Annotated in this window: 10 protein-coding genes; 7 read left to right on the plus strand and 3 right to left on the minus strand. The window is 64.7% G+C overall.

Going from position 1 to position 11,390, the window contains the following annotated elements; translation table 11 throughout:
• Positions 1–239 precede the first annotated feature (239 nt).
• The 3 genes from AAG612_RS12235 to AAG612_RS12245 all read left to right on the plus strand — a co-directional run bounded on the left by AAG612_RS12235 (position 240) and on the right by AAG612_RS12245 (position 4,354).
• Positions 240–1,277: a LacI family DNA-binding transcriptional regulator gene (locus AAG612_RS12235; RefSeq protein WP_342510458.1), complete on the plus strand. Its 1,038-nt coding sequence runs from the start codon at positions 240–242 to the stop codon at positions 1,275–1,277.
• A gap of 139 nt (positions 1,278–1,416) precedes the next feature.
• Positions 1,417–2,973: an MFS transporter gene (locus AAG612_RS12240; RefSeq protein WP_425341859.1), complete on the plus strand. Its 1,557-nt coding sequence runs from the start codon at positions 1,417–1,419 to the stop codon at positions 2,971–2,973.
• The gene (locus AAG612_RS12245; protein WP_342510459.1) at positions 2,966–4,354 is read left to right on the plus strand and encodes an alpha-amylase family glycosyl hydrolase; all 1,389 of its coding nucleotides are present in this window, start codon (positions 2,966–2,968) and stop codon (positions 4,352–4,354) included. The genes AAG612_RS12240 and AAG612_RS12245 overlap by 8 nt, the downstream gene beginning before the upstream one ends.
• Positions 4,355–4,438: 84 nt before the next feature.
• On the opposite strand, the gene AAG612_RS12250 is transcribed toward AAG612_RS12245, so the two are convergent.
• From AAG612_RS12250 to AAG612_RS12260, 3 genes are all read right to left on the minus strand, one after another.
• Positions 4,439–5,164, minus strand: a complete 726-nt coding sequence (locus AAG612_RS12250) for a TorF family putative porin (protein WP_342510461.1) — start codon at positions 5,162–5,164, stop codon at positions 4,439–4,441.
• A gap of 105 nt (positions 5,165–5,269) precedes the next feature.
• Positions 5,270–6,616, minus strand: a complete 1,347-nt coding sequence (locus AAG612_RS12255; RefSeq protein ID WP_342510464.1) for an ammonium transporter — start codon at positions 6,614–6,616, stop codon at positions 5,270–5,272.
• Positions 6,617–6,630: 14 nt separating this feature from the next.
• Entirely contained in the window at positions 6,631–6,969 is a 339-nt protein-coding gene (locus tag AAG612_RS12260; RefSeq protein WP_342510466.1) for a P-II family nitrogen regulator, read from the minus strand.
• A 289-nt stretch (positions 6,970–7,258) separates the two neighbouring features.
• Here AAG612_RS12260 and AAG612_RS12265 point away from each other — a divergent pair, with 289 nt between their 5' ends.
• The 4 genes from AAG612_RS12265 to ilvC all read left to right on the plus strand — a co-directional run bounded on the left by AAG612_RS12265 (position 7,259) and on the right by ilvC (position 11,363).
• Positions 7,259–7,468, plus strand: a complete 210-nt coding sequence (locus tag AAG612_RS12265) for a helix-turn-helix domain-containing protein (RefSeq protein WP_342510468.1) — start codon at positions 7,259–7,261, stop codon at positions 7,466–7,468.
• Positions 7,465–8,277 (plus strand): glutamate 5-kinase, encoded by an 813-nt coding sequence (gene proB, locus AAG612_RS12270; RefSeq protein ID WP_342510470.1) that lies wholly within the window; start codon positions 7,465–7,467, stop codon positions 8,275–8,277. The genes AAG612_RS12265 and proB overlap by 4 nt, the downstream gene beginning before the upstream one ends.
• 367 nt (positions 8,278–8,644) lie before the next feature.
• Positions 8,645–10,321, plus strand: a complete 1,677-nt coding sequence (gene ilvD / locus AAG612_RS12275) for a dihydroxy-acid dehydratase (protein WP_342510472.1) — start codon at positions 8,645–8,647, stop codon at positions 10,319–10,321.
• Positions 10,322–10,334: 13 nt separating this feature from the next.
• Positions 10,335–11,363, plus strand: coding sequence for a ketol-acid reductoisomerase (gene ilvC, locus AAG612_RS12280; RefSeq protein ID WP_342510474.1), 1,029 nt, complete (start codon positions 10,335–10,337; stop codon positions 11,361–11,363).
• Positions 11,364–11,390: the final 27 nt, after the last annotated feature.

Genomic DNA, 11,390 nt, shown 5'->3' on the forward strand with positions numbered 1-11,390 from the left:
GGCGATGGGCATAAGCCGAGGTCGGGGCCGGTAAAAAGACGGCATACGTATTCGTAAAAATGTGCGGCCTGCGCGCTGTGATAAAATTACCATTGCCGCAAAGGCGCTATTCGTCCGGCATCTGTAAGAGTTGATGCAGTCCAAAGGGCCGATTTCCTTTCGCCCCGATTTCGCATATCCGCATGGGGTACGGTGGCCATCCAGGTGCCGACCAGGAGAGGACATGGGGCGCAGAGGACATGGGGCGCAAACCGACCGGTAAGCCCACCAGCTTCGATATCGCCTTCAGGGCAGGCGTTTCGCAACCGACGGTCAGCCGTGCCTTGCGCGGCGACAAGTCGGTCAGCGCGACGACGCGCGAGCGGATCGAGCGGATCGCGCGCGAGCTGAACTACGCGGTCGATCGCAACGCCTCCTCGCTCCGGTCGCAGCGGTCGGACACGATCGCGCTATTGTTCTTCGAGGACCCGACCCCCGACGAGAGCATGATCAATCCGTTCTTCCTCGCGATGCTCGGATCGATCACCCGGGCCTGCGCCAATCACGGGCTCGATCTGCTGATTTCCTACCAGCGGATGGAAGACGACTGGCACGTCAAATACCAGGATTCGATGCGGGCGGACGGGCTGATCCTGCTCGGCTACGGCGACTACACGCTCTACGCCGCCCGGCTTGCGGAACTGGTCAGGAGCGGCACGCACTTCGCGCGCTGGGGATCGGTCAGCAGCGATACGAGCGGGGCCACGATCGGGTCCGACAATCTCGGCGCGGGTCGGCTGGTGGCGCAGCATCTGGTCGCGACGGGCCGCCGCAAGGTCGCATTTCTCGGCCACGCAGACGATCACTACCCCGAGTTCGAACATCGCTTCAAAGGGCTGTGTGAAGGGCTCGAGGCGGCCGGGATCGGGGCGGATCGATCGCTCCAGCGCGATGCGATCACCACCGAAGAGGCGGGGTATGCCGCCGCGCGGGACCTGATCGATAGCGGCGCGAGCTTCGATGCGATTTTCGCCGGCAGCGATCTGATCGCGATCGGCGCGCTGCGCGCGCTCGCCGAAGCGGGGCTGCGGGTGCCAGCCGATGTCGCGGTGGTCGGGTTCGACGATATTCCTTCCGCAAGCCTCGCCAATCCGCCGCTCACCACGATCCAGCAGGACATGCGCGGCGCGGGCGAGCGGCTGGTCGAGACGCTGATTGCGCAGATCGAGGGGACGGAGCTACCGCCGACCCGGCTTCCGACCCGGCTGATCGTGCGAGGCAGCAGCGCAGCCGCCTGACACGGGCCCCATACGCGCCCGCGCAAAACCAATGCATTCGTATACGCCTTGTCGGTGGGGCGCTTCGGTGTAACCACATCCGGCGACGCGAAACTCGGCGAGACGACCGATGCGCGGCTGTGGGAAGAGGAAACAGGTCATGGCATCGGTCGGGGACGCAGCGCCTGCTAGAATTGCGACACGCAAGCCGCATATGGGCGCGGGCGGGCTCGCCAATATCAGCTTCGGTTTCTTCGGTATCCAGATCGGCTTCGTGCTGCAGAATTCGAACATGAGCCGCATCTTCCAGACGCTCGGTGCGAGCATGGACGATCTGCCCGCGCTGTGGGTCGCCGCGCCGCTCACCGGGCTGATCGTCCAGCCGATCATCGGCCACCTGTCGGACAAGACCTGGAACCGCTTCGGCCGTCGTCGGCCCTATTTCATGACCGGCGCATTGCTCGCCGCGATCTCGCTGTTCCTGATGCCTCTGGCACCCGCATTCGCTGCGCCCTTGTTGTTCGCTGCTGCGCTGTTGTGGATCCTTGATGCCAGCCTCAACATCGCGATGGAACCGTTCCGCGCCTTTGTGGGCGACATGCTCGACCGCTCGCAGCACGCCACGGGCTACGCGGTGCAGACCGCTTTCATCGGCGCGGGGGCGGTGGTGGCGGCGATCTTCCCGTGGCTGCTCGAACAGGTTGGCGTGAGCAACGTCGCCCCGCCGGGCGAGATACCGGACACGGTGCGCTTCAGCTTCTGGGCGGGCGCGGTCGCGCTGTTCCTCGCCATCGGCTGGACCGTGGTGACGACGAAAGAATACTCACCCGAGGAAATGGCAGCCTTCGAGGCGGAGCGCGAGGTGGAGACGGGCGAGCCGATGCGCGCGCTCGCGGCCAAGAACTCCGGTTCCGCGATCCTGTGGATCGTGTTCGGCGCAGGTGTTGCGGCGGCGGTTGCGCCGCTGGGGCTGGAGAAGGAAATCTACCTGCTCGGCGGGTTGATGGCGATCTATGGCATTCTGTCCGCAATCGGCATTTCGATGGCGAAGAAGGGGCAATCCGCCAATATGCTCTCCAGCATTGTCGGCGATTTCTCAGGCATGCCGGAGGCGATGAAACGCCTCGCGCTGGTGCAGTTCTTCAGCTGGTCTGCGCTCTTCATCATGTGGATCTATTCGGGGCCGATCGTCTCGCAATATTTCTACGGCAGCGCCGATCCGACCACCGCCGCCTATAATGAGGGCGCGAACTGGTGGAACCTCATCTACACCGTCCAGAACGGGGTCGCCGCAGTCGCCGCACTGCTCCTGTTGCCGGTGATGAGCCGCAAAATCGGCAAGGCACGCACGCACCTTACCTGCCTGTTGCTCGGCGCAGCTGGCTTCCTCGGCTATTTCGTGCTGCGCGATCCGAACCTGCTGATCGTGTGCGAAATCCTGAAGGGCATCGCCTGGGCCTCCATCCTCGCCATGCCCTACGCCATCCTCGCGAGCAGCCTGCCGCAGGCCAAGCTCGGCATCTACATGGGGCTGTTCAACATCTTCGTCGTCGTGCCGCAGCTGCTGGTGGCGACGGTGATGGGCAGCGTGATGAACGCGTTGTTCCCGGGCGAGCCGATCTGGACGATGCTGTTCGCCGCCGCCAGCTGGGCGCTGGCAGGGCTCGCGATGCTGCGGGTGAAAATTCCCGGCGAAGGGGAGATGGCTGATGCGTAAGCTCGCACTTGCCGCGCTTCTCGCGGGCCTCGCCGCTCCGGCGATGGGACAGGGCGGCGAGGACCCCTGGCAGCCGCAGCCCTTCGTCGAGATCGAAGCGCCTGACTGGAGCCGCGATGCGGTGCTTTACCAGATCAACACCCGCCAGTTCACGCGCGAGGGCACCTTCGCCGCCGCGCAGAAGGAGCTGCCGCGCCTCAAGCAACTGGGCGTCGATATCCTGTGGCTGATGCCGATCCACCCGATCGGCGAGGTCAACCGCAAGGGCACGCTCGGCAGCCCCTATTCCGTACGCGACTACTACGCGGTGAACCCCGAATTCGGCACCGAGGACGATCTGCGCGCCTTCATCGACGCTGCGCACGCGCAGGGTTTCAAGGTCATCCTCGATCTGGTCGCCAATCATACCGCGTGGGACAATGCGCTCAGCAGCGAACATCCCGACTGGTACGAGAAAACCTGGGACGGCCATTTCCGCCCGACCCCGTGGTGGGACTGGTCCGACATCATCGATCTCGACTGGTCGAAGCCCGGCGTGCGCGAGCATGTCGGCAAGGCGATGGAATACTGGGTCCGCGATTTCGGCGTCGACGGCTATCGCGCTGATGTCGCGGGCTACATCCCGGTCGATTTCTGGGAGACGATGCGCGCGCGATTGGAGGCTATCCGCCCGGTCTTCATGCTGGGCGAGGTGCAGCAGACCGCGCACCACCGCGCCGCCTTCGACGCGACCTATGCATGGGACTGGCATCACACGTCGAAGCGGATCGCGAAGGGCGAAGCCGATGCGACCGGCCTGTTCGGATATTATGCCGAGAACGAGAGCCTGTGGCCGCGCGAGGCCATGCGCATGACCTATATCGAGAACCACGACAGCAATGCGTGGGAAGGCACGCTGTACGAGAATTACGGCGACGCGTTGCCCGCGATGACCGCGCTCGCCTTCACCGGCGAGGGGCTTCCGCTGATCCACAACGGGCAGGAAGCGTGCAACGCCAAGCGGCTGGAGTTCTTCGAGAAGGACCCGATCGACTGGAGCCAGGGCGAGGACTGTGCCTATGGCGATCTGCTGGCGGATCTGATCGCGTTTCGCGATGCCAATCCGGCGCTGCACAACGGCCAGTGGGGTGCGCGGATGAGCCAGGTGGTGAACGACAAGCCGCAGCAATTGTTCGGCTGGGTCCGCCAGCAAGGCGGCAACAAGGTGGTCGGGCTGTTCAACCTCTCCAACCAGCCGGTCGAGGCGACGCTGGCCGATGGGTTGGCGGCGGGTGACTATCGCGAATTCGGAACGGGCGATGCGGTGAGTGTCGCAGCGGGCGACACGATTTCCCTGCCGGCCTGGGGCTTCCGCCTGATGGCGAGCGGATCGAAACCGTGATGGCCATGACCAACGAGAACGGCCCGCCGCTCCTATCGGAGCGACGGGCCGTCTCTTGCTGCGACCCTGAAAGCGTCGGTTAGCCTAGAAGCTGGCGCCGATGCTGAAGACCACGGCTGCATCCTGGCCCGCAATATCGGGCAAGTCGGTGTCGACATAGGCGACGCCGAGCGTGAGGATGTCGTAGGAGTAGCTCGCGCCCAGCGACCAGTCGAGATAGCCGTCCGAACCATAGTCCAGGCTGCCTTCCGAATAGCCGAGGTGGGCCGCCAGGCTGAGCGGGGTGTCGGGAATTGCGGTCCCGAGCCCGCCGTAGACGTAAATGTTGTCGTCCGGCAGCGCCGAGCCCTGCTCGGGCGCATAGGCTGCGCCGACGGTCGCTTCGACCGGCCCTATCGCTGCGGTGACCGAGGCGTAGGGTTCGAAATAATCGCTGTCGCCGACCGCATCTTCCCCATTCGGGTAGATGTAGTAGAGCAGGCCCACATCGACCGAGACGCCGGAGCCGACATCGCCCGACCAACCGCCGTAGATGTCGAGTTCGGTGTGCCCGTAAAGCGCGCTGTCCTCCAGCGAAGAGGCCCATGCGCCGACGTAGAAACCGCTCTCGTGACCGATGTCGATACCGCCCTGAACCGCGATATCCTCATCCGAGAAGGTTACCCCGCGGAAACGGTAATCGGTCACCAGGCTGACATTGCCGCTGATCTCGATCGGGCCGGTCTCTTCTTCTTCCTCCTGGGCCAGCGCGGGGCTGGCAAACATGAAAGCGGCAAGCAATGCCGCCGGGGCAATTCTGGAAAAACGCATTTTCTTTTCTCCTTGGATCACAGCCCTCTCCCCCCCTCTTCCGGCGGGGTCCGCGTCCCGGTCTCTCGCGCCGGGATCGCGGACCCCTCCGGTCCTAAGTCACACTCAGTAGTTGTAAGCGCGTTCGCCGTGTTCGCTGAGGTCGAGGCCGTCGCGTTCCTTTTCTTCGGAAACACGCCCGCCGGTCACCAGCTTGGCGATGAACCATGCGATCGCGGCGCCGACAGCGGCCCAGCCGATCGCAACACCCACGCCCATGGCCTGGATGATGAACTGCGCGCCTGCGTCGTATTCCGCATCGCCCGGCCCACCGAGGCCCGGCATCATGGTAAAGGCGGTGCCGAGCGAGCCAACGATGCCGCCGATCCCGTGGATGCCGAAGACGTCCGCGGAATCGTCCAGCCCCAGCTTGGGCTTGAGCATGGTGACGAACCAGAAGCACACCAGCGCGGCAGCCGCACCGATCAGGATCGCTCCGAACGGGCCGCTGTTGCCGGCCGCAGGCGTGACCGCGACGAGGCCTGCAATGGCGCCCGAGCAGCCGCCCAGCAGCGAACCCTTGCGGCCCGAGATTGTCTCGCCCAGCATCCAGAACAGCACGCCCGCGGCCGTGGCGACGAAGGTGTTGAGCACCGCGAGCGAGGCCACACCGTCCGCTTCCAGTTCCGATCCGCCGTTGAAGCCGAACCAGCCAACCCATAGCAGGCCGGTGCCGATCAGCGTCATGGTCAGCGAGTGCGGGGGCATCGGTTCCTTCGGATAGCCCACGCGCTTGCCAAGGATCAGGCAGCCGACCAGCGCGGAAACGCCCGCGTTGATGTGGACCACGGTGCCTCCCGCGAAGTCGAGCGCGCCCCATTCGAAGATCAGGCCGCCGGTCGCCCACACCATGTGCGCGATCGGGAAGTAGACGATCGTCAGCCAGATGGCGGTGAACACCATCATGGTCGAGAACTTGGCCCGCTCCATCGTGCCGCCGACGATCAGCGCAGCGGTGATCGCCGCGAAGGTCATCTGAAAGGCGATGAAGATGTATTCGGGGATCTCGACGCCGTCGGAGAAGGTCGCCGCGCCCGAATCGGAGGTTACCCCTTTCAGGAAGACCTTGCCGAAATCGGCGATGAAGGCGTTGCCGGTGTCACCAAACGCCATCGAATAGCCGCAGGTGACCCAGATGATCATCGCGAGGCACGCGACGCCGAGCACCTGGGTGAGGACCGAGGCCATGTTCTTCGTGCGGGCAAGCCCGCCGTAGAACAGCGCGAGGCCGGGCACGATCATCAGCATGACCAGCACGGTCGCGATGATCATGAAGGCGGTATCGCCCTTGGCGATGGTGGCGGCAGCCTCTGCTGCGGCAGGTGCGGTTTCCGCCGGCGCCTGCAGGGCGAGCGCGGGTGCCGCGGCGAAGGCGGCGATGGCCGCTCCGGCAATCGATCTTAGCTTCAGCATTTTGGTGTTCCCCCTCAAAGCGCGGTGTCGTCGGTCTCGCCGGTGCGGATGCGCAGCGCGGACGGGACATCGAGTGTGAAAATCTTGCCATCGCCGATCGAATCGGTCTTGGCGGCAGCGGCGATCGCCTCGATCGCCTTGGGTGCGACATCGTCCGCCACGACGGTTTCGATGCGGAGCTTGGGCACGAAGCTCGTGTCGTATTCGGCTCCGCGATAGACCTCAGTGTGTCCCTTTTGACGCCCGAAGCCTTTGGCCTCGGAGACGGTTAACCCGGTCACTCCGACGCCAGTGAGGGCTTCGACCACCTCGTCCAGTTTGAACGGTTTGATGATGGCCACGATCAATTTCATATCGGTCCCCCCGACAGGTATATGTCAACGACAGGCACCCACGCCCTTCAATTATTGCTTGAAGGGTCATGGATTTGTCATTTATGATGCATCGCACAATATCTGCGAGATCGTCAATCTCGTCCGCATAGGAATCGAACACCCGTTAAAATATTTAAAAACAAGGGGTTTTGGCATGACGCGAACTGCATCACACAGCGTGAAAAATTCACAGCGAGCGCCGCAGTGCGGAATTGTTTCTGCATTTGCGAAAGAAGGGGGGCCGGCATCGGCTTCCGCTGCCGATCCCATGCTCGCCTCGATGCAGCCCGATGAATTGCGGGGCGCGATGGACCGGCTGGGCTACGCCACCCAGAGCTCGCTGGCGCAGGCCATCGGGGTCGATCGCTCGACCGTGAGCCTGTGGCTGGAAGGACGCATCGGCGTGCCGCGCCCGGTCGCCAAGCTGGTCCGCCTGCTGCTGGTGCACGAAAGCACGACCGGGCGGGTCGCTCCTTGATCGAACCACGGCAAGACCTCGCGGCAAGGCTGAGTGCGGCGCGGACGGTCGTGATCAAGATCGGCTCTTCGCTGTTGGTCGATCCCGACGATCGCACGCCGCGCGCAGCGTGGCTCGCCAGCCTGGCTCGCGACATCGCGGACATACGCAAAAGCGGCGTGCGCGTGATCGTGGTCAGTTCGGGCGCGGTCGCGCTCGGCTGGCGCCAGCTTGGCATGCAACGCTCGCCCCAGCTCGATCATCGGCAGGCTGCCGCCGCTGTCGGTCAGAGCCTGCTGATGAATGCCTGGGCGGGCGCCTTCGCGGCGCAAGACATCGCGGTGGCGCAGCTGCTGCTCACCTATGACGACAGCGAATCTGCTCAGCGATCCGCCAATGCACGTGCCACCCTGTCGGTGCTGCTGGGGGCGGGCGTGCTTCCCGTGGTCAACGAGAACGACAGCGTCGCCACCGAAGAACTGAAGCTGGGCGACAATGACCGTCTCTCGGCATTGGTGGCGGAACTGGCGGGCGCGGACCTCCTCCTGCTGCTGTCCGACGTGGATGGCTTGTACGATCGCGCGCCGGACGATCCCGAGGCGCGCCATATCCCGTTCGTCTCGACGATCGACGACCGAATCGCCGCGATGGCGGGCGGCGCGGACGCAGCGGGCGTGGGCACCGGCGGAATGGCGACCAAGCTCGCCGCTGCGCGCCATGCCGCAATGCTCGACTGCGCAACCATCATCGCGAGCGGGCGCGACGCGCATCCGATCGAGGCGCTTTTTAATGGCGCACGCGCCACTTTGTTCGTGCCCGCAGGTGACTGAGATCGCACAGGAAATTCCGACCGCCACTTTGCTCCGCGACCGTTAAATTCGCGAAACGGTCCTTTTCGGTAATATTTTTGCTTGCTCTTAAGGATTGAGCTTATAAAACGCACGCAACCGCAGCAATCGTGCTGCGCATGCGAGGAACGACGAATGAAGGCCGTGGCCGCCATCCGTACTGCCGACGAGACTGTGCGTTATGCGCAGGGCCTCGCGCTGCTCCTCGTCCTTCTTGTATTCGTACTTCTTATTCAGCGGGGGGGAGTGCCCATCGGCTAGGCTTAGCCAGACGGACCTCCAGGAACCCCGCTCTCCGAACCGGAAAGCGGGGTTTTTTATTGGGTCCGTCAAGGGATCGATCGACGTAATGACTGATACTTCTTCCAAACGCTCCGACGCAATTACCAAGGGCCCGGCCAAGGCCCCCGCACGCGCCATGCTGCGCGGCGCGGGCTATTCGGACGAGCAAATGGCCCAGCCAATGGTGGCGGTGGTCAATACCTGGTCCACCGTGACGCCGTGCAACATGCACCTGGCCGATCTGGCCGAGCCGATTCGCGAAGGTCTGCGGGAGAACGGGGCGACTCCGGTCGACTTCAACACCATCGTCGTCTCCGACGGGATCACCATGGGCGGCGAGGGAATGCGTGCCTCGCTGATCAGCCGCGAGATCATCGCCGACTCGATCGAGCTGGCGGTGAAGGGCCATTCGCTGGATGCAGCGATCATTCTGGTCGGTTGCGACAAGACCATTCCCGCCGCCGCGATGGCGCTGGCCCGGCTCGATATTCCCGGGCTGGTCTTCTACGGCGGCACGATCATGCCCGGCCACATGGATGGCCGCGACCTGTCGATCCAGGACGTGTTCGAAGCCGTCGGCGCGCATGCCAAGGGCGATATGAGCGATGCCGAGCTCGACAAGGTCGAGCGTGCGGCATGCCCCGGCGCGGGCGCATGCGGCGGGCAGTTCACCGCCAACACCATGGCGATGGCGCTGGCGATGATGGGCATCAGCCCGATGGGTTCAGGCGATCCGCCAGCGACCGACTCTGCCAAGCGGGTCGAGGCGGCACGCTGCGGTCGGCTGGCGGCCAAGCTGGCGCACGAGGGCACTTCGGCCCGCACTTTCCTGACCCCCGCCTCGATCCGCAACGCGGCGACCGCGGTGGTGGCGAGCGGCGGCTCGACCAATGCTGTTCTCCACTTGCCCGCGATTGCGGCAGAGGCGGGCTTCGCCTTCCCGATCGAGACCTTCGACGAGCTGTCGCGCACCGTGCCGGTCATCACCGACCTCAAGCCAGGCGGGCGCTTCCTGGCGCGCGATCTCTATGCTGCGGGTGGCGTTCCGCTGTTCGGCAAGCGGCTGGCGGATGCGGGGATGCTGGAAGACACGCCCACCGTGACGGGCGATAGCCTGTTCACGGAACTGGCCCGGGCCGAAGAAACGCCGGGGCAGCAGGTGGTCAAATCGCCTGCCGATCCGGTCAAGGCGACGGGTGGCCTGTCGATCCTCTACGGCGATGTCGCGCCCGAGGGCGCGGTGCTGAAGACCGCCGGATACGGCTCCAAATCGTTCGAGGGCCCGGCCAAGGTCTTCGAGGGCGAGGAGGCCTGCTTCGCCGCCGTCAACGCCAATGAAATCAAGGCGGGCGATGTCGTCATCATCCGCTACGAAGGCCCTTCGGGTGGCCCGGGCATGCGCGAGATGCTGGCGGTGACCGCCGCCATCGCCGGCCAGGGCCTCGCCGGGCAGGTCGCGCTGATTACCGACGGGCGCTTCTCGGGTGCCAGCCACGGCTTCGTGATCGGGCATTGTTCGCCCGAGGCGGCCAAGGGCGGCCCGATCGGGCTGGTCGAAACCGGCGACATCATTCGCATCGATACGCAAAAGCGCAGGATCGACGCCGACATCGACTGGGAGGCGCGCCGCGCGGCGCATACCCCGAGAGAACCAAACCGCATGGGCGGGGTGTTCGACAAATACGCCCGGCTCGTCTCGTCCGCCGCCTACGGCGCAACCACCATTCCACCAGTTACCGAATAAAGGATCCAGAACCATGCCCAAGACGATCAAAGTCTACACCGACGAAGACGCGAATCCCGATCTGGTGCGCGGCAAGCCCGTCGCCATCATCGGCTACGGTAGCCAGGGCCGCGCCCATGCGATGAACCTGAAGGATTCGGGCTGCGAAGTGATCGTTGGCCTGCGCGACGGTTCGTCCACCGCAGCCAAGGCGCGCGCCGACGGCCTCACCGTGATGCCGGTCGCCGAAGCGGCCAAGGCCGCCTCGCTCGTCGCGCTGCTCACGCCCGACATGAGCCACGAGGCGATCTTCGCCTCCGAAATCGCGCCCAACCTGGAGCAGGGCGACGCGATCCTCGTCGCGCATGGCTTCACCGTGCTGTACGAACGCATCCAGCCCGCCGCCGGGATCGACGTGATTCTCGTGGCGCCCAAGGGCCCGGGCGATCTGGTCCGCCGTGAATACGAGCGCGGCGCGGGCGTGCCCTGCCTGTTCGCGGTCCGTCAGGATGCGACCGGCGAAGCGCGCGATCGGGCATTGGCCTATGCCAGCCTGATCGGCGGGACCACCGCAGGCGCGCTCGAAACCAGCTTCCGAGAGGAAACCGAAACCGATCTGTTCGGCGAGCAGGCCGTGCTGTGCGGCGGCGCGACCGAACTGGTCGCAGCCGGCTTCGATACTCTGGTGAACGCGGGCTACCAGCCCGAGATCGCCTATTACGAGTGCCTCCACGAACTGAAGCTGATCGTCGACCTGCTGTACGAAGGCGGGTTCGAGAAGATGCACGAATTCGTCTCCGAAACCGCTATCTACGGCGATCTCGTCTCCGGCCCGCGCGTGATCAACGACGAGACGCGCGCGCGGATGAAGGACGTGCTGACCGATATTCAGGACGGCACCTTCGCGCGCAACTGGATCGCCGAGAACGAGGCGGGCAAGAAAAAGTACGACGAGATGCAGGCAGCCGACCTGTCGCATCCGATCGAAGCCACCGGCAAGGAACTGCGCGGCCTGATGGCTTGGTTGCAGTCCGACGAAAAGACCTCCCGCGAGGCCGCGTAATCAGCGCGCCCCTGCTAAATTGAGTGA

It is taken from the genome of Citromicrobium bathyomarinum (genome assembly GCF_038594605.1).
Taxonomy (GTDB): Bacteria; Pseudomonadota; Alphaproteobacteria; order Sphingomonadales; family Sphingomonadaceae; genus Alteriqipengyuania; species Alteriqipengyuania bathyomarina_B.

What these genes read in the sequence shown, in the direction of transcription:
- AAG612_RS12260 (WP_342510466.1), bottom strand. Translation starts at nt 6,969, where the DNA reads ATGAAATTGATCGTGGCCATCATCAAACCGTTCAAACTGGACGAGGTG.
- ilvD (WP_342510472.1), top strand. Translation starts at nt 8,645, where the DNA reads ATGACTGATACTTCTTCCAAACGCTCCGACGCAATTACCAAGGGCCCG.
- AAG612_RS12245 (WP_342510459.1), top strand. Translation starts at nt 2,966, where the DNA reads ATGCGTAAGCTCGCACTTGCCGCGCTTCTCGCGGGCCTCGCCGCTCCG.
- AAG612_RS12250 (WP_342510461.1), bottom strand. Translation starts at nt 5,164, where the DNA reads ATGCGTTTTTCCAGAATTGCCCCGGCGGCATTGCTTGCCGCTTTCATG.
- AAG612_RS12255 (WP_342510464.1), bottom strand. Translation starts at nt 6,616, where the DNA reads ATGCTGAAGCTAAGATCGATTGCCGGAGCGGCCATCGCCGCCTTCGCC.
- AAG612_RS12265 (WP_342510468.1), top strand. Translation starts at nt 7,259, where the DNA reads ATGCTCGCCTCGATGCAGCCCGATGAATTGCGGGGCGCGATGGACCGG.
- AAG612_RS12240 (WP_425341859.1), top strand. Translation starts at nt 1,417, where the DNA reads ATGGCATCGGTCGGGGACGCAGCGCCTGCTAGAATTGCGACACGCAAG.
- AAG612_RS12235 (WP_342510458.1), top strand. Translation starts at nt 240, where the DNA reads ATGGGGCGCAAACCGACCGGTAAGCCCACCAGCTTCGATATCGCCTTC.
- ilvC (WP_342510474.1), top strand. Translation starts at nt 10,335, where the DNA reads ATGCCCAAGACGATCAAAGTCTACACCGACGAAGACGCGAATCCCGAT.